The following is a 19,774-nucleotide window of genomic DNA, read 5'->3' as shown; positions in this document are numbered from 1 at the left end:
GCTCCTGCTATCAGTGGGGGGCTCTGGTGCGGCACCCATGCCCCGTTTTCCTTTCAGGAGTTAAAGGTCAATGGGAACACAAGCTACAAAACTGTCAATACTGATCGCCGGCCTGCTGAGCCTGCCGTTCACCTTCGCCGCCGAGGCAGGCGATGTTGCCTCTCATGTCGATGAAACCCTCACTGTGATAGGCCGTGCCGAAGCGTCCATCTTGAATATTGCCGCCAATGTCAACGTCATCGACAGTGCCGAAATCCAAATGAGCGGCGCGACTAACTTGACCGAGTTGTTGCGCGGCCAGAGTGGGCTCCAGGTTTCTGACAATAATTCGGGTGCGGTATTCGCCCTGCGTGGTTTCAGCGCAGGTCAAGCCGCCAACAACACGCTGATCTTGGTTGACGGCCGTCGTTTGAATAATATCGACATAGCCGCCCCCAGCATCAATGCCATTCCCTTGAACCAGGTCGAGCGGGTCGAGATCCTCTCCGGTAGTGCCGGCGTACTCTATGGCGATCAGGCCGTTGGCGGCGTCATCAACATCATCACCAAGGCGCCCAATGCCAGCGGCGGCAGCGTACAAGTGTCCGGCGGCAGCTTCGATACCTATGAAGGTCGTGCCGATGTATCGGGTGCCATCAATCAGGACTGGCGCTACTATCTGGCGGGAAGCTATCAGCAGAGCGAAAATTATCGCGACAACAACGATAATGAAACCGGTTCCATCCTGGGACGGGTGCAGTACCAAACGACGACGGATAAGTTCTTCGTCGAGACCGGTTATTATGACGACAAGCGTGAAGCGCCGGGGGCACTGACTCAGGCAGAGTTCGAGGCCAATCCACGCCAGGCCAATGAATGGAGCAAAGGTGCTTATTATCACAACATGACCACGGCGGCGCGCATGGGCTATCAGCATCAGCTGACTCAAGCCTGGGCGTTGGCGGCGGATGTAAATTACAGTGATACCCTGGTGGTCTCGAAAAGTGGCGAAAACAGCCGTTCCTTGTTGGAGTTTAATCCCAAGGCCATGGCCAGCATAGCCACCCGTAATGGCGAGTTGAACATCATCGCCGGTGCCGATGTGAGCCGCGGTGAGGCCGACTTTGATTTGTCTTACATGCAGCGCAGCAATGTGCAGCAACTCTTGAGCGCCTATGTACAGGCAGACGTGCCTCTGACCCAGAGCCTGAGTTATGTGGTCGGGGGCCGTTATTCAGATGTATCGGATTCTCTCGAAGATGAGGATGCGTATCCTCTGGGAATAGATCTGGATGAAGACGCCAGTGCCCTGGAACTGGGGCTGAACTATCGCCCAAGCCATGATCACAGATTCTATCTGCGTGCCGAGAGTAACTTCCGTTTCGCCAAGGTGGACGAGCAGGCCTATACCTCTCCTGGGGTGTTGGGACTCAAACCCCAGACGGGCCGTTCCTACGAGGCGGGTTGGGATTGGTCCCTGTCGACCCAGACCCTGAGTCTTAATCTGTACCGGCTGGCTCTGGAGAATGAGATAGTGTTCGATGCGAGCGCACCAACACCTATAGGCGGCAATTATCCTGGTGCCAACGTCAACGCGGATCAATCTCGTCGTTACGGCGCTGATCTGGACTGGGATTGGCAGTTGAGTCGGGACATTCAGCTGGGACTGGAATACAACTACACGGACGCGGAATTTACCGCAGGCATGAACCAGGGTAAGGCATTGTCTTGGGTCGCCAAGCACACTGGCAGAGGGTATGTCAGCGTGGATATCGACAGCCAGTGGCAAGTATTCGCCGAAGCCCAGTATACGGGTGAGCGTTTCATCGAAGGTGATAATGCCAACCTGGATCCTCGACTCGATGATTATGTGCTGACGAATCTGGCGCTCAACTACAGCCATCAGGCTTGGCTCGCCAGCCTGAGGGTGGATAACCTGTTCGATAAGGATTATGTCAGTGCCGGTTATTACAGTGTTTGGGGCAATGGCTATTACTCCGGCACCGGCCGCGCCGTGCGCCTGAGCGCCAGCTATCGCTTCTAAGCCTCATAGCCAGGCGTTAACCTGCTGGTGCCAGTGTGGTTCGGTATTGGCTGAACCTGCTGCAAAGCCGGACTCGGGTCCGGCTTTTTTTGTTCCCCGATTAAAGCCTATTACCCATATATCTAGGGCCAGTGAGAGCGTTGGGCTCAGGCCCGCTTGACGATACATTCGGCTCCGGTTTCAGGGAAATGTTAACTTATCTCACCATACTGCGGCCAAAGGCTTGACCTGAGAGGCGGTTTTATGGGTAAATTCTTGATCGTAGAAAGGGTGTCTTACCAAGAACAATAGCCAATAAATAGGTTTAACAGGTCCCATGACAGATCTTGAGCTGCAAGTCTTTACTCAAGTTAAGGCAATCATTGCCAACGAAGAGCAAGTGTTGGGCCGCCGCGACATCTTGATGCCGCTGAAGAAGGCCATCATAGCCGAAGGTGACATACGCAACATAGTCGACATAGTCGGGAGCGATCCTGCCCTGGCGGCGCATTTGCTGTGGCGCAGTAACACGGCGGTCAATGCCGGTTCGCTGTTGGCTAAGTCCCGGACCCTAAAGGATGCCTTGATCCGCCTGGGTCAGGTCAATGTCTATCGTTATGCCTTCACCTTTTATCTGAAGGAACGTTTGGATGAGTTGCCTCAACCCTACAAGAAACTGGTGTCGGGTTACTGGGATCTGACCGAGAATATCGCGACCAGTGCCGTCGACAGCCTGGTAGAGCTGAAGATTGCCGGCGTCGATGCCGACGAAGTGCATACCCTGGCGTTGTTCAGTGTCTTCGGACAAATAGTCAGCCTGACGGCCTTCGCCTATCTCAATGCCGAGTCTGAACAGTCGCTGCCAATCAGTCTGATTAAGTCTTTGATAGATAATAATCAGAAGAGCCTCACCCTGGATGCCTTGGAAGGGTTGGATCTCGATAAAGATCTGCGGCAGGAATTTATGATTGCCCATAACCTGAGGCAGACCCATGAGGTTAACTCGCCAGGGCTGGTACTCAGGAAGGTGTTGGCCAAACAGGGCTTGCTGTTAAGCGCCTTGTCATGATCCTATGCCTGACAACCAAAACGCCTGCAACTTGCAGGCGTTTTTGTTTATGTCTTATGCCATTTTCAGCCAGGGGCGTTAGTTCGGCTGCTTGAGCTGATGTTGCAGCCCTTCGCCTGCGACCAACTCCAGCCAGCGCTGTATCAGCCTGGCATTGCTGCTGTTGCGGCGATAGGCGCCGAACAGTGGCCGTTTCAGGCCTTCCTGCCCCAGCTTGACCGACGTCAGGCTCAAGCCATGGGCTTCATTGATGGACCAGTTGGGCAAGGCCGCCACCCCATCCTTACAGGCGACACGCTGCAGCAACATCATGGTCAGATCGCAGCTCTTCTGTTCGCCGGCCTCGACCCCTGCGGGTTCGAGAAAGTGCCGATAAATATCCAATCGGGCCAGAGGTACCGGATAGCTGATGAGCGGCAACCTCGCCAGCTGCTGCGGCACCACATGAGTTTCCTTTGCCAGCGGGTGATCTTTGGCAACCAGGAGTTTAACTTCGAAATCGAATAAATGTTGATAGGCCAAGGCATGGCCGGGCACAGGATCCGAGGTCAGCACTATGTCCAACTCCCCCATGTCCAACGCGTTGAGGGAGTCGAACAGGTGGCGACTGGACAGGTCCAATTCGGCTTGGGGGTAGGCTTCACGGAATTGCTCCATCACAGGCATCAACCAGCGAAAGCAGCTATGACATTCGATGCCGACCCGCAAGCGGTTGGCATCGGCATCCAGCCCCTTCTTGAGATCCGTTTCCGTCTCCAACACCAGGGGGAGAATTTCTTCCGCCAGATGCAACAGCCTGGAGCCTTCGAGGGTGAAGGAGAGCGGCTTGCTCTTGCGCACGAAGATAGGCGAGTTTATCCGGGTTTCCAGTTCCTTTATCTGATGGGACAGTGCCGACTGGGTCACGAAGCGTTTCTTCGCGGCGGCGGCCAGGCTGCCACTTTCTTTGAGTGCCATCAGAGTGCGTAGGTGTCTTAGCTCTATCATCATACCCCCACATGAATCTCGTTCATGTTTCCCTTGAAATCAATTCGATTGCCTGTCCTGAGACTAACACAGTAAACTTCTAGACGTCCAGATGCCCGGATGGGTTTTATCCTTAACGGCGTCGCAGCGGTTAACCGCTCTCATCATCAAGAGGTAACTTGTATGCAATTGAATAGTCTTGGCTTCCCCCGTATCGGCCGTCGCCGCGAACTGAAATTCGCCCTGGAAAAATATTGGCGTGGTGAAATCACCCAGGCGGAGCTGAAGGCGGTCGCCAGTGAGCTGCGCCATACCCATTGGCAGTGGCAGGCCGATGCCGGCATAACCCAGTTACCTGTGGGAGATTTCGCCTTCTACGATCAGGTCTTGACCCTGAGCGCCACTTTGAATGCTATCCCCGAACGCCATAGAGGCGAAGGTGCAATCGATCTGGATACCTTGTTCAGGGTTGCCCGCGGCCGGGCACCGAGCGGTAAGGATGCCGCCGCTTCCGAGATGACCAAGTATTTCAACACCAACTATCACTATCTGGTGCCCGAGTTGAGTGCCGAGCAAGACTTCAATGTCGCCTACGAACAGCTGTTCGATGAAGTTGCCGAAGTCCAGGCTCTGGGGCACCAGGCTAAACCCGTATTGCTCGGACCCGTGTCTTTCCTCTATCTATCCAAGACAGTGGGGCAGGACTTCGACAAGCTGAGCCTATTGCCCAGGCTGGTGGGCGCCTATGCTGAAATCTTGCAGCGTTTCGCCTTGCAGGGGGTCGAGTGGGTGCAGCTGGATGAGCCTGTGTTGGCGCTGGAATTGGATAACGAATGGCAGGCGGCATTTTCTCCTGCCTATGAGCTGCTCAAGGCGGCCAAGGTGAAACTCCTGCTGGCCAGTTACTATGGCAGCATAGCCCATCATCAGCCTCTGGTATCTGCCTTGCCTGTTGCCGGCTTGCATCTGGATCTGGTGACCGCGCCCGAACAGCTGGCGGTTTTCGTCGACGCCTTGGCGCCGGAGCAGGTGCTGTCTCTGGGGGTGATCAATGGTCGCAACGTCTGGGCGGCCGAGTTGGATCTGTTGGCGGAAAAGCTGAGCCCGCTGACGGCGAGTCTGGGCGAGCGTCTGTGGCTCGGCACGTCCTGCTCCCTGCTGCATAGCCCAGTGGATCTCGAGGTGGAGACGCAACTGGCCCCTGAGTTGAAACAGCAACTGGCGTTCGCCAGACAGAAGCTCGGTGAGCTGGGACAGTTGCGCGAGTTGCTGCAACACCCGGCATCGGCCTCTGCCCGGACCATCATCGAAACCTGTGCCGCGCGCCGCGCCGCCAAGGCCAGCGCCGCAGATCACGAGGTGCAGGCCAGGGTCGCCGCCCTAACGACGGCAGATTATGAGCGCGACAGCGACTTCGGCGTGCGTCAGCAGAAGCAACAGCAGAAGTATCGTCTGCCGCTGCTGCCGACTACGACTATCGGCTCTTTCCCCCAGACCCCGGCGATCCGCGGACTGCGCAGCCGTTGGCGCAAGCAGGAGTTGACAGATGCCGCCTATACTGAGCAATTACAGCAAGTGACCCGTGACACCATAGCGCGTCAGCTGAAACTGGGCATAGATGTGCTGGTGCATGGCGAAGCCGAACGCAACGACATGGTGGAATATTTCGGTGAGCAGCTCGAAGGCGTGGGTTTCACCAAGCATGGCTGGGTACAGAGTTATGGCTCCCGCTGCGTCAAGCCGCCACTCATCTATGGTGATGTGAGTCGTCCCAAGGCCATGACTGTCGACTGGGCGGTATTCGCCCAGAGCCTGACGGATAAGCCGGTCAAGGGCATGCTCACAGGCCCTGTGACCATATTGCATTGGGCTTTTGCCCGCGAAGACATCAGCCGCGATGCCATAGCGACCCAACTGGCGCTGGCTATCCGTGATGAGGTGCAAGATCTGCAGGAGGCCGGCATAGGCATAATACAGATAGATGAGCCCGCCTTTCGCGAAGGCTTGCCGTTGAAACAGAGCCAGTGGCAGCATTATCTGGATTGGGCCGTCAATGCCTTCAAGCTGAGCGCCGCCGGGGTAACGGATGAAACGCAGATCCACACTCACATGTGTTACAGCGAGTTCAACGATACCATAGGCGCCATAGCCGCCATGGATGCGGATGTGATCACCATAGAAACCTCCAGATCTCGGATGGAACTGCTCAGCGCCTTCGAAGATTTCGAGTATCCCAACGAGATAGGTCCTGGGGTGTATGACATACATTCGCCCAATATCCCGACCGTCGAGGCCATGGTGCACCTGCTCGAGAAGGCGGCGGCCAAGATCCCCCTGCGTCAGCTGTGGGTGAACCCTGACTGTGGCCTGAAGACCCGCACCTGGGAAGAAGTCGAACCGGCATTGAATAACATGGTGCAGGCGACCAGGGAGCTGAGGCGAAAGTTGGGCTAATTGCACCAATGGCTTAGCCGTTCATGAGTCAAGGGAGAAGCCAACAGGGGAGACATGCATGTCTCCCCTGTTTTGCGACCGGTTTCCCATGGCTTTTGTCCATGTTGCCCCTTGGCGCGGCCGACAGTGACTATACTGAGCTTATCTTTTTGCGAGCATTGAAGGGTAGGCACATGAGTCATACTTATAAAGTCATAGAGTTGGTCGGTTCATCACCAGTGAGCTCGGACGAGGCAGTCAACAATGCCATAGCGACGGCGAGCCAGACTCTGCATCACTTGCGTTGGTTTGAAGTGGTCGAAACCCGGGGACAGCTCGAGGCGGGGGTCATAGCCCATTGGCAGGTGACGCTGAAGGTGGGCTTCACCCTGGAGCCGGCTGGCGATTAAGGCAATTGCTCTGCCGCCTTGTTGGCTGAGCCACTGCTTACTCTTGTAACCCTTGCTTATTTGGCCACGGCTCAGATTAAGCCTGGGGAGAACAGAAGCCAGAGTAGAGCCGAAACCAGAGTAGAACTGAAACCTGAGAGAACTGAGCCGTGAGTGCCTGCAGATCTCAGGCGTCTCTTGGCAAGCCTTTCCTGATGCTGCGGATCAACCTCTCCGTCTTGCGGGTGCCGCTCGAGGCTTGAGTGCTGGAGTCGGTATTCTGTTTGGCCGCTTGTTGTTTGGCTAGCTGTTGGCGCATGGCCCAGTCTATATGTTCGCGCACCATATCATCGACTTCTGCATCACTGCGCCTGGCTTCGAGGGCGGCTAGGATAGCCGGGGCGGCGGGGGCATTGCCCAGGGCAACGGCCAGGTTACGCAGCCAACGTTTATGGCCTATGCGGCGTATGGCACTGCCTTCGGTCAGTTTGAGGAATTCGGCTTCGCTCCAGCCAAACAGGCTCAGCAGTTCGGGCTGTTGCAGTGGGTTACGAATGTGAAAATCCGCTTCCTGGGTCAGAGGAGCCTGAGTGTTTACCGGGCAGATCAGCTGACAGTCGTCGCAGCCATAGATGCGGTTTCCCATCAGGGGGCGGAATTCTTCCGGAATGCTGCCCGCCAGCTCTATCGTCAGGTAGGAGATGCAGCGTCTCCCATCGACGACATAGGGGGCGACTATGGCACCGGTCGGGCAGGCCTTGATGCAGGCGACGCAGGTGTTGCAGCCTTCTTCGACCGGCAGATCTACGGGCAGGGCCAGATCTATGAGCAGCTCGCCGAGGAAGAACCAGCTGCCGGCATTTTGGTTGAGGATCAGCGAGTGTTTGCCGGTCCAGCCTATGCCGGCCTTCTGCGCCAGCGGCCGCTCCAAGATGGGCGCCGAGTCGACAAAGGGCCGGGAGTTGGCCTGACTGAACCCCAGGGATTGAAGTTCGGCGCTGATCTGGTCACCGAGCTTTTTCAAGCGATTACGCATGAGTTTATGGTAGTCACGTCCCCCGGCGTAGCGCGAGATATAGCCCAGATTGGGATCGCTCAGGTTAGTGGCAAAGCCAGCCTCTGGGGGCAGATAGTCCATGCGCACCGAGATGACTCTCAGGGTGCCTGGATGCAGTTCCTGAGGACGGGCCCGCATCATGCCGTGGTTGGCCATGTAGCCCATTTCACCATGGTAACCAGCATCCAGCCAGGCCTGTAACTTGGGCTCCTGGGAGGTTAAATCCGTATCGCAGATCCCAACCTGGGCGAAACCCAGGGCCTTGCCCCATTCCTTGATCTGCAAGGCGAGTCGCCCCAACTGACGCCTGTCGAGCGAGTCGAGAGGAGCGCATGTGCTGACGGGATTAAGACTGGTATTGGGCATAGGTTAGGGTCATGACTAAAAGGTGACCCGCCAATGATACCAGTTTTAACTCAGGTGTGGACAGGGGCTTGGCAGGCACTAGGACGCCTGCCTGACACAATTACGGCCAGAGGATTTTGCCTGATACAGGGCGTGATCGGCGCGTTTCAGCAGGGCGCCGAATTCCCGCTCCTGGTTCAGGGCGGCGACCCCGGCACTCACCGTCAGCTTCAGGCTCGAGGGGAGCTCCCGGCTTTGTTCCCTGGCGACAGTCTCGACCAAGCGTCTGGCTATGGCCTCGGCCTGTGCCAGGGAAGTGTCCGGCAGTATCACCAGAAACTCTTCGCCTCCGATCCGGCCGACCAGATCTTGCTTGCGCATCAGGCGGGTGCTGATGTTGGCCAGGGCCAACAGCGCCTTGTCGCCTATCTCATGTCCGAAGCTGTCATTGATCTGCTTGAAATGATCGGCATCGAAGAGGATCACCGCCAGGGGCGTCCGTTGCGACTGGGCGAGTGCCAGTTCCCGTTGCCCTGTGGCATAGCTATGACGCCGGTTTGGCAGCTGAGTCAGGTGATCCGTGTGGGCCAAGGTTTCCAGGTTACGGGATCTGCGTACCTGGCGAAAGGCGAAGAGCGAGACTATGCCCAAAATGATCGCCGAGAGTGAGATCACGGCTCGCTGGAGCATTTTATTTTGCTCCAGTATTTTCAGCTCATGTTCTTTCAGGCGTTGATTTTCCTGCAACCTGTGGTTTTCCGTCTCCATGCGTTCGCTGTCGAAGCGGGTGCGCATTTCTGTGGTGTGTATCGCCTGCAGTTTGGCGTCCAGATCCCTGTGCACTGCGACATATTGCTCTAACGCCGCGAAGGCTTGTTGCCAATCCTGCTTAGCGGCATGAACCCGGCTCTTGAGCGCATAGAGTTGGCTCAGGCCGCGGACATTGTGGATGGCGTCGAATGCCGTTTCTGCCCGGTTCAGATAGTCGAGAGCCTGATCCGGCTGGCCTTGTTTGAAACTGGCTTCGGCGAGAAACAGCTCCAGAAAACTACGGGTAGCCTGAGCTTCGGCCGGGAGTTGTTGCTGTGCCTGGTTCAGATAGCCGAGCGCTTCATCGACCCTGTCCAGTTTGAGCAAGCTGTTGCCTATATAGGCGGCGACTTGGGCGGCAAGGACCGTCTTCCGCTCCCCTTGCCAATAGTGATAACTCTGCAAGTAACGCCCCAGCGCCTGCTCATAATCGCCGGACTCTTCCAGCGCCAAGGCAATATCCGTGTTGGTTGAGATGACATTATTCTTGTCACCCCTGGCCTCATAGCTCTGTTCCAACTGCTGGTAATACTTGATCGCCAGTGGATAATCCCCCAGACGGCGGTAGGCGGTCGCCAGATCGTTGAGATTGTACTGACCCCAGTAGTCGAGCCCCAGCTGCTCGTACAGCTGCTGGGCGGCGATCAGATCGTCCAGTGCCAGGGCAAAGTCGCCCTGAAAGGATTTCATGTTGCCGCGCAGGTTATGGGCGTCGGCGAGCAATCTTGGGTCATTCGCGTCTTGGGCCGCAGCCAGAGCCTTATCGTATCCCTGGCTGGCCTGGGCTATTAATCCCTTCTGTTGTGAATACCAGGATTTGCACAGGAGTATATCTATCCAAGTGTTGGGGTGAGCCTGTATCTGAGCCATTGCCAGCTGGGCATCGGCGAAGTCTATGGCGGCATCGATTTCGCTGGCCGAGTCTTGGTCGTGGGCCCAGCACTCAAGTTTGGTCAGTCTCAGCTTGCCGGCGTCATCAGCGCCGGCAAGCAGTTGCTGCAATTTTTCCAGCTCGGCCTTGGCCTGTGCATTGGCTATGGGAGCGCCGCTTTCCAGCAGGGCAAAGATGTCATCGGCCGTTGGCCTTGGATCTGCCGCCTGCAGCGGGAAGTGCACCCAGAGGCAAGATCCCAGTAAGAATGAGAGAGCCGAGGTGCTCAGGGGGTTCTTCAAGTTCTATGTCCGTTGTCTGACACTCATGAGCGGTTAAGGTTAGCCATCCCCAAGAATGGTGCCGGGATTGTATCTAATCCCAACGCCAATTGTTATCAATTGTTACCAATTGTTTGGATTTTGGTTGCCCTTTGTTTTTGGGAAGGGGTTTTGCGGGGTTTTGCATTCGCCAGGGGATGAGAGTATAACAAGCGCTTTCATTTACCTGTATTCACGGAGTTAACATTGAAAGGCATTTTATTGGGGCTAACCCTGTTGGGCACTTGTGGCCTGGCCCAGGCGGGAAACCTGGAAACCTCGGGCGACGTGCTGCACTTGTTGCTCCCTGCTGCGGCACTGGGCACTACCTTGGTCTACGAAGATGGCCATGAGGGGACCTGGCAGTTTTCCAAGGCCGCCGTCAGTAGCAGACTAGTGGTCGAGGGATTGAAATATGCCATCGATAAGCAAAGGCCAGATGCCAGTGGTGATGACTCCTTTCCTTCCGGGCATGCGGCCGACAGCTTCATGGCCGCCAGCTTCATACAGCAAAGATATGGCTGGCAATATGGCCTACCCGCGTACATAGGCGCGGCTTATGTCGGTTACACCAGGGTGGCCAGCGATCAACATTATCTCGAAGATGTCTTGGCCGGTGCCGCCATCGGTACCCTGGCCGGCTGGTATTTCACCCAGCCTTATAAGGGGATTAATCTGACCCCCATCGCCGGCAATGGCACTTATGGCCTCTATGTGAGCGGTCGTTTCTAACCATAAACCCTATGAGTGAGCAGAGTGTATTTATGAGTGAAGTCTCAGCGTCTTATCGTGACACTGCCGAGCAGGTTGCGTTTAATGTGGCCAACAAAGTCCTGCCCATGGCTCAGTTACCCGAGAGTCTGGCCGAGGCCTATCAAGGGCTGTTCAATGAGTTACTCGAAGACAGGGCCATGGCATTTGGCAAGGCCTGGGATGCCCTGCCTGCCAGCGCCAGAGGCTTAATGGAGAAGGCCGCCTTTCATGGCTTCTATATCGCCAATGCCTGGTTGCAGTTGAGCCGGGTGGCACAGGAGATAGCCGATCAGGCCGAGACGGAAGAAGCTGTGGATGAGAATGAATACAATGGTGTGTTCGGTCGCCTGGCCGAACAGTCGCTGAAAGAGAGCCTGCGCAAGTTGAAGAAGGCCCGTACCGACAGATCTATGCTTAACAGCTTCAAGCAAGTCATGGCGCCCTGAGCCTTGAGTTAAGCCGAACCGATTTCGGCAGGAAATAAACAGCCCGGCATTTGCAAGCAAATGCCGGGCTGTTGTTTTTCTTGGCGGCGCTGGGCAGCTTAGAAAAAAGCTGCTTAGAAAAAGGGCCGCTTAGAAAGAGGTGCGCTTGTAGCGGCGGTATTCAGGGTTCCAGAAGTTGTCTTCTATGGCCTGCAACAAGAGCTCGTCACTGGTGGCCAGTGCCAGGCCCTGCTCGATAGCCACCTTGCCGACGGCGAAGGCGATATGTTTGCTGACCTTATGTATGTCTTCCAGATTAGGCAGCAGCGGCCCTTGACCGTCGATGGCCAGCGGTGAGCATTCGGCCAAGGCGCGGCTCGATGCCATCAGCATTTCATCGGACACGTGTTTGGCACCTGAGGCCAGCACCCCCAGACCTATGCCTGGGAAGATGAAGCTGTTGTTGCACTGGGCAATTTCGAAGGTTTCATCTTCGACTACCACGGGTTCGAACGGACTGCCGGTAGCAACCAAGGCCTGACCCGAAGTCCAGTGCAGTATGTCTTTCGGGGTGGCTTCGACCCTGCTGGTGGGGTTCGACAGCGGGAAGACAATCGGCCGCGGACAATGGCTATGCATGGCACGGATGATCTCTTCGGTGAAGAGTCCCGGAGCCCCAGAGACGCCGATCAATACGGTTGGCTTGCCGTTGTTGACTACGTCCAGCAGCGAAATGTTTTCGCCCGGATTGCTCCAGTTGCTCAAGTCGGCACACTTCTGAGCCAGTTTCCGCTGGAATGGTAACAGGTTAGGCATGTTGTCCTGCAACAGTCCCCAACGATCGACCATGAACACCTGTTGGCGTGCCTGCTGGTCGCTGATGCCTTCGGATACCATCTGCGCCACTATGGCTTCGGCTATGCCGCAACCTGCGCTGCCGGCGCCGAGGAAGGCGATACGCTGGTCGCTGAGCCGAGTCTTGGCGGCCTTACAGGCGGCCAGCAGAGAGCCGACGGTCACGGCAGCCGTGCCCTGGATGTCGTCGTTGAAGCAGCAATACTTGTCCTTGTAGCGTTCCAGGATAGGCATGGCATTCTTCTGGGCGAAGTCTTCGAACTGGATCAAGGCCTCGGGCCAGCGGCGATGCACTGCCTGCATGAAGGCTTCGATGAAGTCGGCATACTCTTCGCCGCCGATGCGCGGATGACGCCAGCCCATGTACATGGGGTCTTCCAACAGTTGCGGGTTGTCCGTGCCTACGTCCAGGGTGATGGGCAAGGTATAGGCCGGGCTGATGCCGCCGCAGCTGGTGTAGAGGGAGAGCTTGCCAATGGGGATCCCCATGCCGCCTATGCCTTGGTCCCCGAGTCCCAGAATGCGCTCACCGTCGGTCACTACTATGATCTTGACCTTGTGGCGGGTGGAGTTGTTGAGTATGTCATCTATCCTGTCTTTGTTCGGATAGGAGACGAACAGGCCGCGGTTACGGCGATAATTTTTCGAGAAACGCTCACAGGCCAGACCGACGGTCGGGGTGTAGATGATGGGCATCATCTCGGTGATGTGGTTATGCACCAGGCGATAGAATAGGGTTTCGTTGGTATCCTGGATGTTGCGCAGATAGATGTGCTTATCCAGGTCGTTGTTGAAACTCTTGAATTGATCATAGGCGCGTGACGCCTGCTCTTCTATGGTCTCGATGACGTAAGGCACCAGGCCTTCGAGATTAAAAAAAATGCGTTCTTCTTCGGTGAAAGCGCTGCCCTTGTTGATCAATGGGGCTTCAAGAATCGCAGGCCCGGCAAAAGGAAGATACAGGGGGCGTTTATTATCGTCCATAGGTAACCTTAGGTTGAATGCTGATGTTGAGAAAATGGTTGCAGTGAGTCGGCTAAGATTAACATGAAACCTGTTTATTTGTTGCCCCCAAGGCGCTGGAATTGCGGTTTTTTTTTAGTCGAAATGATGAACGGGTGTTTGAAAACAGGGGTCTTGGGGGATAAAAAACGCGGCTCATTGGCCGCGTCATTCATGTTGGCAGCGGAGACTAGACGCCTCTGTGTTTCAAGGAGAGCCCCTTGATGAAATTGCGCAGTATCTGATCGCCACATTCCTTGAAGTTTTTATGCTCTGGATTGCGGAACAGGGCACTGAGTTCGGACTTGGACATCTGCACATCGGCCAGCGCCAGGGTCGAGATGATGTCTTCTTCGCGCAGTTCCAGTGCCACCCTGAGCTTCTTGAAGGTCATGTTGTTATTCAGGCGTGACACAGGCTTGGGAATTTCTGCTCCGGGTTTCAGGCCACGCTTGTCTATGATCAAACCATCGAGAAATTGACATAATGTGGTGTCGTTACAGGCCTGGTAACCTTCTTCCTCTTCTTTTCGCAACAGGTTAATCAGGTCGTCCACAGCGACTTCCCGTCCGGCCTTGGCAAATATCTTGATCATCTTGGCATTGCTGAAATCGAACACGAAGCGCAAACGGCGCAATATATCATTGTTAGTCATGGTTTTCTCTTGGCGCGGCTGCGCTTAATAGGTTGAAGCGGCATTATAACCCAATTGCTTCCGAGGTCGGGAGCAATACTTGGCGCCATGCCTGGGGGATCTTGCCGGAAGCCGGCATGGCTTCCGGCAAGAGCAGCTTAGCCGTTTTCATTGCATGAACAGTTTCCAATAGATGAACAGGGCGGAAAAACCAAAAAGATAGCCCAGGCCAACATAAGACAACAGTTTCATTGTTAAGCCATATCTATGTTCTTTGGCGATCGATGGACCCGTCATCAGCCGATAGTTCAGCCAGGCAAACACGCTTGTCGTCAGGAATGCCAGCGTCATCACCAATTCGAGCAATGGCAGCAGAGCCCCTTTGAAGAACAAGATCAACATGAGCCCGAGAGCGCAGATGCCGAGCATGATGAGATTCAGGCGACCGCCGGACTCGGGCGCTTTTCTCAGCAACTGCCAGCCCATATTCAGGGTGCGGCTATAGCCGTCGATCACTGTCACTGTGGTGCTGAAGATACATAGAAACGCCACGGCGCCAATCAAATAACGACTGTTGCTGCCCATGACTTGGCTGTAGAGGTGGATGAGCTGATTGGCAAATTGCGCCCCCGAGGCCGAGAAGTGCTCGCCACTGGTATGCATCACCAGGGCGCCTAGCGCAAGAAATACCAGTGCCAGCAGGGCGGTGATCAGGTAGCCCAGATTGAAGTCCAGCAATGCCTGAGCCTTGCTCACCCGCTGCATCTTTTGCTTTTCCAACAGCCATAGGGAATTCCAGCTGCTGACTTCGATCGGTGCCGGCATCCAGCCCATCATGGCCACCAGGAAACCCACATGAACCCATTGCCAGGGAGACTGGGACACAAATCCTGGCGGGACAGGGCTGGCGACTTTCCAGGCCAGGGCGGCGGCGATCAGTGTGGTGAGTGTCAAGGTCAGCATGATGAGTTTCGACAGCTTATCCAACACCCGGTAGTGACCTAATAACAGGAGCAACAGGGAACTCAGCAACACCAATAAGGCAAGCAGCTCTATCGGCAGTGGCACGAATTGGGTCAGCATGGCGGCGGTGAGCATGCAGACCCCGGCGGTGCTGGCGACGGCGGCGATGGCGTTGAGGCAGGTGAACAGGCCGAGATAGCCTCTGCCCTGTTTCAGGTAGCCATGCAGCAGGCTTTCTCCCGTGGCCGAGGTATAGCGTGCCCCTGCGGCAAAAAACGGATACTTCAACAGATTAACCGCCAGTATCACCCAGGCGAGCTGCCAGCCAAATTCGGCGCCTGCGCGGGTGGATGCCACCAGATGCGAAGCGCCTATGGCGGCGGCCGCCATCAATATTCCCGGGCCCATGGTCTGTAACAGTTGCGGTAATGCTTGCCGGTAACGCCCGGTGCCAGGCTGATTGTCGGTGATATCCATCATAGGTGTTGAGTCCAGGGTTGTTATTCTGTTAGGCATCATGGCCCGAGTGCATGCTTGCCGATATTTTATCCGTTAAACACTCCGTCAGGGTAACAGCTTAATTTAATTAGCAGAACTCGGATCTGCCCTATTCAGGGCAGGATAAACTCTGTTCATGCGATTCTGTTCATAGGACCCTGCTTGCCTTCACCGGGCGGACGGTTAAGGGACAAGGGGCTCTGCTTAGCTAAGCCTGATTCTTTACTGGCCTGTCCACCAAGGACGCACAGCATATTTCAATACCTTAGTGCTGATTGCCGCTCCCTTAAATTGTGTTGATTAGCCACCGCTCACGCCGTATTTACTTCGCGACAACCAATGGTTAACCGTCCGCCGTTCCGATAAAGGCATTGACTTTGTTAATTAAACTACTATTTTGTATGGGTGTTTGTTGCTTGAATGTGATTCTTGTGAGTCACTGGATAAAATAATAATTACTGAGTATAGGGATGAATATGAAAAGACCTCAATATTGGCAGGCTTCCGCCTGCGCGCTGGCAATCTCAATGGCCTTGGCTCCTACCGTGTTCGCTGCCGAAGAGAAAGTTGAACGCATCGAAGTGACGGGCTCTCGCATCAAGCGTACCGATCTCGAAGGCCCTTCACCTGTGCAGTCGATCAACAAAGACGACATCGCCAACATGGGGTTCGACAATCTGCAGCAATTGTTGGAACGCATGCCGGCCAACGGTGCAGGTGCCTTTTCGACCCGGGGCAATAGCCAGGACTCGACCGCCAACGGTGCCGCCTCCATCAGCCTCCGGGGTTTGGGACCGGATGCGACTCTGGTATTGATCAACGGCAGGCGCGCCTCCGTCAGTTCATTCGCCGAAGGCATCACTAACTCCTTCGTCGACATTAACAACATTCCAGTGTCCGCCATCGAACGCATAGATATTCTCAAAGACGGCGCCTCGGCCATCTATGGCTCTGATGCCATCGCCGGGGTAGTGAATATCATCCTCAAGAAAGACATTGAGGGCATCGAGGTGAATCTTGGTTACGGCAAGGCGAGCGGCACAGGTTATGATGAACAGACCGCCAGCCTGGTGTGGGGCACCAAGTCCGACAAGGGCAGCGCCTCAGTTATTCTCGATTACTTCAAGAACGACACCCTGGCCGCCACCGATCTGGGGCGTTTCGGCACCGCCGACCAGAGTCCCTATGGTGGTGAAGACTTCCGTTCATCCCGTGGTTTTCCTGGGTATTTTTACGTCGGTGGAGTGCAGACCGTTGATCCATCGTGTCCGGATGCTCAAAATATAGATGATGAAGTCTGCGTATTCGATTACGGCCCTTACAATCTGGTGGTTCCCGAAGCGGAGCGTGTCGGCGCCATAGGTCAGTTCGAATATAATTTTACTGACGAGTTGACGGCCTTCCTCGAAGTCGCGGCGCAACACAATACCTCCAAAGCTGGGGGGGCACCTACGCCTCTGGATGAAGGTGCCGGACTGACGGTTCCTGGAACTCACCCAAACAACCCTTTCGGCATGGACGTAAAGATAGGTCGTTTCCGTACCGTAGATGCGGGCGCCCGTCGCTGGGACATAGAGTCTGATACCACGCGTATCGTTGCTGGCCTGCGCGGCACCATCAAGGACTGGGATTGGGAAGCCTCTTTCCAGAAGGGCCGCAGCGAATCTTTGCAGACAGGCGATCGCAACCAGGGTTGGGTCAGGACAGACTTCCTGCAGGCCGAGATAGATGCAGGCAACTATAACCCCTTCGGCGGCACCATGAACTCGCAGGATGTCATAGATCGCATCACCACCAGTCTGGTGCGTCAAGGGGTATCCCATCTGACGTCCTATGATGCCAGCATCACGGGTGAGGCCTTCACCTTGGGTGATCGCTCTATCATGATGGCAGCCGGGGCAGAATATCGCGAAGAGGATGTCAGTGACATCCCTGACGATCAGTTTCAGCGCGGGCTGATCTTCGGTACCGAGGCGGTATCCGCCGCGGCTGACCGTGATCAGTATGCCGCCTACGTCGAGTTTTCCATTCCTGTGACAGATGACTTCGAGCTGCAGCTGGCGGGCCGTTATGACCATTACAGCGACTTCGGTTCTACCACCAACCCCAAGATTGCCTTCCAGTGGGGCATCATGGATGAGTTGACGGCCCGAGGTTCCTGGTCCACCGGCTTCCGTGCCCCATCTTTGGCGCAAATTGGCCTGGGACCCTCACAGGAGAGCAGCTTCTTTAAGGATAACTATCGCTGCGCTGCCGATGGGGTTGATTGCGAAGCATTGGATTACAACACAGAGTTTGCCGGTAATTCGGAGCTGGATGCCGAAGAATCCGAGACCTGGAACGTGGGTGTTATTTGGGCGCCAACCCATAAGCTTGACATGGGTATAGATATCTTCAGCATCACCCAGGACAACAAGATCGACAAGCAGCCACTGGGCGCTATTTATGACGCCAACTGTAACGATCAGAACAGCACTATCTGTGAGCGCCTAGCACCTCAGCCGGGTCAGACTCTGGGACCAATTGATGTTATCCACTCAAGTTTCATCAACCTGAGTTCACAAAAAGTGCAAGGTGCGGATATCTCTGCCCACTATGGACTGGAGCTGGACAACTATGGTGATCTCAAGTTCGGCCTGGAGTGGAGCTATCTGTATAGCTTCGAGAAAGATCATCTCGACTATACCGGTGAGTATAAATTTCCACAGCACCGTTGGCTGGCAACCACCAACTGGCAGATGGATGACTTCTCCGCTAACCTGAACATCAGTTACATAGGCGAGTTTGAAGATACCCCAGACATAGATTTCGATGGCACACTGGATTTCGAAGACAACAAGTCACGCATGGTTGATTCCCAAGTCCTGGTGGATATGTCGGGTTCCTACCGTTTCAGTGACACTGTCAAGTTGACCTTGGGCGTGAACAACGTGTTTGATGAAGAGCCGCCATTCGCCATCGGTGATGGTGATACCGATCTCTATGGTTATGTGATCTCAGTCCATAACCCTATGGGGCGTTATATCTACTCCAAGTTAACGGTAAACTTCTAAGTCAGTTTGTTGTTGAACTTTAACTGAAAATAAAAGACTGTATCACTGATGCAGTCTTTTTTTTTGATGTTTGGTTAGGCTATGTCATTGGCAACTTAGACTTGGAGTCACATTATGATCACCTTATACGGAACCCAACGCAGCCGGGCATTACGCGTGTCCTGGTTATTGGAAGAAATGGCACTGGACTGGCAGTTTCAGCGGGTCGATATGCAGCGCTCGCCAGAGTTTCTGGCACTTAACCCTTGTGGTAAGGTGCCTGTGCTGGTGGATGACGAGCTGGTGCTCACGGAGTCGGCGGCCATAATGCAATATCTGGCGGAGCGCTATGGCGAGGGCCGATTTTTACCCCAGCCGGGTAGCCACGCGGCCGGACTGCATCACAGTTGGGTCAGTTTCATCATCACAGAGTTGGAGCAGCCCCTGTGGAGCATAGGTAAGCATAGGTTCGCGCTGCCGGAAGAGCTGCGGCTGGAGGCCATGTTTGGGGTGGCAAAATGGGAGTTCGATAAGGCGGCGGCCATAGCCGAAACCTGGTTGGCAAGCAGTGACTTCGCCAGGACGGGATTCTTGTTCGGTGACAAATTGACTGTCGCCGATATCCTATTGGCTCACACCCTAATGTGGGCGACCCTGTTCGAACAGACAATTCCCCCTCAATTGGCAGCCTACAGAGACAAGTTGCAGCAGCGCCAGGCGTTGCATAGCGCCTTGGAAAAAACCAAGGCTTAGCAGCTAAGCTATTGGCGGGTTAATCCATGAAGAGCGGCTGGAGAGGCTTGTGGTCTATCCAGCCATTCTACTCGGAGCCAAGTTAAAGTTGGGTGGCCGCCCACTTGGCACGGCTTTCGCGGCTTTCACTCAGGCCTTGTTGTTCGCGGAAGGCCTTGTAAGACTCGACATCCAATGCCACTAAGCTGACATCGACCTCCAGCACCAACTTGCACTCCTTCTTGATGCGCCAGGCCGCGGTGTTATACAACTCAGTCAATGGCAGTGAGCTTAAGAACTCCGGGTTATATTGGTTGTACAGTGCCTGGGTCGGGTAGACCACAAACGCCAGCCGGCGCTTGGGTTCTTTCTTGAATAGCTCTTCTATGCCATCTGTGGTGTTGAGTACCTGCATCTCTATGGTGTCATCCAGGTCCAAGAGCTGCTTCTGCGCTAATCCTGGCGCTTCCTGCTCTCCGGTTTCCCAGGCGCTGACCTCGGCTTCCGTTAGCTTGGTGAGGTCGGCAACCTGGGCCTGGCTCAGGCTCAGGGAATGACGCAGATACTGCATTTCTATGGCGTTAAGGCCGGTATTTTTAGACATAATAGTTCCACAAA

Annotated in this window: 15 protein-coding genes; 8 read left to right on the top strand and 7 right to left on the bottom strand. The window is 55.2% G+C overall.

Annotated features, from left to right (window positions below; translation table 11 throughout):
- Positions 1–70: 70 nt before the first annotated feature.
- Positions 71–2,023, top strand: a complete 1,953-nt coding sequence (locus LZP73_RS05035; RefSeq protein ID WP_234233376.1) for a TonB-dependent receptor — start codon at positions 71–73, stop codon at positions 2,021–2,023.
- A 316-nt stretch (positions 2,024–2,339) separates the two neighbouring features.
- Positions 2,340–3,071, top strand: a complete 732-nt coding sequence (locus tag LZP73_RS05030) for an HDOD domain-containing protein (protein WP_234233375.1) — start codon at positions 2,340–2,342, stop codon at positions 3,069–3,071.
- Between the two features lie 78 nt (positions 3,072–3,149).
- Here LZP73_RS05030 and LZP73_RS05025 read toward each other — a convergent pair whose 3' ends face one another.
- Entirely contained in the window at positions 3,150–4,058 is a 909-nt protein-coding gene (locus LZP73_RS05025) for a LysR family transcriptional regulator (protein WP_234234201.1), read from the bottom strand.
- A gap of 162 nt (positions 4,059–4,220) precedes the next feature.
- Between LZP73_RS05025 and metE the strand changes: the two genes are divergently transcribed.
- Positions 4,221–6,491: a 5-methyltetrahydropteroyltriglutamate--homocysteine S-methyltransferase gene (gene metE / locus LZP73_RS05020; protein ID WP_234233374.1), complete on the top strand. Its 2,271-nt coding sequence runs from the start codon at positions 4,221–4,223 to the stop codon at positions 6,489–6,491.
- A gap of 173 nt (positions 6,492–6,664) precedes the next feature.
- Positions 6,665–6,880 (top strand): dodecin, encoded by a 216-nt coding sequence (locus LZP73_RS05015; RefSeq protein WP_169565151.1) that lies wholly within the window; start codon positions 6,665–6,667, stop codon positions 6,878–6,880.
- A gap of 166 nt (positions 6,881–7,046) precedes the next feature.
- Here LZP73_RS05015 and queG read toward each other — a convergent pair whose 3' ends face one another.
- Positions 7,047–8,282, bottom strand: coding sequence for a tRNA epoxyqueuosine(34) reductase QueG (queG, locus tag LZP73_RS05010; protein WP_234233373.1), 1,236 nt, complete (start codon positions 8,280–8,282; stop codon positions 7,047–7,049).
- A 78-nt stretch (positions 8,283–8,360) separates the two neighbouring features.
- Positions 8,361–10,244 (bottom strand): diguanylate cyclase, encoded by a 1,884-nt coding sequence (locus LZP73_RS05005; protein ID WP_234233372.1) that lies wholly within the window; start codon positions 10,242–10,244, stop codon positions 8,361–8,363.
- 234 nt (positions 10,245–10,478) lie between these two features.
- Here LZP73_RS05005 and LZP73_RS05000 point away from each other — a divergent pair, with 234 nt between their 5' ends.
- Together LZP73_RS05000 and LZP73_RS04995 are read left to right on the top strand one after the other, a co-directional pair.
- The gene (locus tag LZP73_RS05000) at positions 10,479–10,994 is read left to right on the top strand and encodes a phosphatase PAP2 family protein (protein ID WP_234234199.1); all 516 of its coding nucleotides are present in this window, start codon (positions 10,479–10,481) and stop codon (positions 10,992–10,994) included.
- A 32-nt stretch (positions 10,995–11,026) separates the two neighbouring features.
- Positions 11,027–11,461, top strand: coding sequence for a DUF3069 domain-containing protein (locus tag LZP73_RS04995; RefSeq protein ID WP_234233371.1), 435 nt, complete (start codon positions 11,027–11,029; stop codon positions 11,459–11,461).
- A 129-nt stretch (positions 11,462–11,590) separates the two neighbouring features.
- Here the strand turns inward: LZP73_RS04995 and LZP73_RS04990 are convergent, their stop codons facing one another.
- From LZP73_RS04990 to LZP73_RS04980, 3 genes are all read right to left on the bottom strand, one after another.
- The gene (locus LZP73_RS04990; RefSeq protein ID WP_234233370.1) at positions 11,591–13,279 is read right to left on the bottom strand and encodes an NAD-dependent malic enzyme; all 1,689 of its coding nucleotides are present in this window, start codon (positions 13,277–13,279) and stop codon (positions 11,591–11,593) included.
- A 208-nt stretch (positions 13,280–13,487) separates the two neighbouring features.
- On the bottom strand, positions 13,488–13,952 hold the full coding sequence (locus tag LZP73_RS04985) for a DUF1456 family protein (RefSeq protein WP_169565146.1): 465 nt from the start codon (positions 13,950–13,952) through the stop codon (positions 13,488–13,490).
- 147 nt (positions 13,953–14,099) lie between these two features.
- Positions 14,100–15,371, bottom strand: coding sequence for an Nramp family divalent metal transporter (locus LZP73_RS04980; RefSeq protein WP_234234197.1), 1,272 nt, complete (start codon positions 15,369–15,371; stop codon positions 14,100–14,102).
- 497 nt (positions 15,372–15,868) lie between these two features.
- On the opposite strand from LZP73_RS04980, the gene LZP73_RS04975 reads away from it, so the two are divergent.
- Together LZP73_RS04975 and LZP73_RS04970 are read left to right on the top strand one after the other, a co-directional pair.
- The gene (locus tag LZP73_RS04975; RefSeq protein ID WP_234233369.1) at positions 15,869–18,445 is read left to right on the top strand and encodes a TonB-dependent receptor plug domain-containing protein; all 2,577 of its coding nucleotides are present in this window, start codon (positions 15,869–15,871) and stop codon (positions 18,443–18,445) included.
- 114 nt (positions 18,446–18,559) lie between these two features.
- Positions 18,560–19,177 (top strand): glutathione S-transferase family protein, encoded by a 618-nt coding sequence (locus tag LZP73_RS04970; protein ID WP_234233368.1) that lies wholly within the window; start codon positions 18,560–18,562, stop codon positions 19,175–19,177.
- An 82-nt stretch (positions 19,178–19,259) separates the two neighbouring features.
- Here LZP73_RS04970 and LZP73_RS04965 read toward each other — a convergent pair whose 3' ends face one another.
- On the bottom strand, positions 19,260–19,760 hold the full coding sequence (locus LZP73_RS04965; RefSeq protein ID WP_234233367.1) for a DUF4447 family protein: 501 nt from the start codon (positions 19,758–19,760) through the stop codon (positions 19,260–19,262).
- Positions 19,761–19,774: the final 14 nt, after the last annotated feature.

Source organism: Shewanella sp. AS16 (assembly GCF_021412365.1).
Taxonomy (GTDB): Bacteria; Pseudomonadota; Gammaproteobacteria; order Enterobacterales; family Shewanellaceae; genus Shewanella; species Shewanella salipaludis.
This window is presented reverse-complemented; position numbering and strand designations above follow the sequence as displayed.

Coding starts and splice junctions, on each gene's coding strand:
- LZP73_RS05035 (WP_234233376.1), top strand. CDS start 71: ATGGGAACACAAGCTACAAAACTGTCAATACTGATCGCCGGCCTGCTG.
- LZP73_RS05030 (WP_234233375.1), top strand. CDS start 2,340: ATGACAGATCTTGAGCTGCAAGTCTTTACTCAAGTTAAGGCAATCATT.
- LZP73_RS05025 (WP_234234201.1), bottom strand. CDS start 4,058: ATGATAGAGCTAAGACACCTACGCACTCTGATGGCACTCAAAGAAAGT.
- metE (WP_234233374.1), top strand. CDS start 4,221: ATGCAATTGAATAGTCTTGGCTTCCCCCGTATCGGCCGTCGCCGCGAA.
- LZP73_RS05015 (WP_169565151.1), top strand. CDS start 6,665: ATGAGTCATACTTATAAAGTCATAGAGTTGGTCGGTTCATCACCAGTG.
- queG (WP_234233373.1), bottom strand. CDS start 8,282: ATGCCCAATACCAGTCTTAATCCCGTCAGCACATGCGCTCCTCTCGAC.
- LZP73_RS04995 (WP_234233371.1), top strand. CDS start 11,027: ATGAGTGAAGTCTCAGCGTCTTATCGTGACACTGCCGAGCAGGTTGCG.
- LZP73_RS04990 (WP_234233370.1), bottom strand. CDS start 13,279: ATGGACGATAATAAACGCCCCCTGTATCTTCCTTTTGCCGGGCCTGCG.
- LZP73_RS04985 (WP_169565146.1), bottom strand. CDS start 13,952: ATGACTAACAATGATATATTGCGCCGTTTGCGCTTCGTGTTCGATTTC.
- LZP73_RS04980 (WP_234234197.1), bottom strand. CDS start 15,371: ATGGATATCACCGACAATCAGCCTGGCACCGGGCGTTACCGGCAAGCA.
- LZP73_RS04975 (WP_234233369.1), top strand. CDS start 15,869: ATGAAAAGACCTCAATATTGGCAGGCTTCCGCCTGCGCGCTGGCAATC.
- LZP73_RS04970 (WP_234233368.1), top strand. CDS start 18,560: ATGATCACCTTATACGGAACCCAACGCAGCCGGGCATTACGCGTGTCC.
- LZP73_RS04965 (WP_234233367.1), bottom strand. CDS start 19,760: ATGTCTAAAAATACCGGCCTTAACGCCATAGAAATGCAGTATCTGCGT.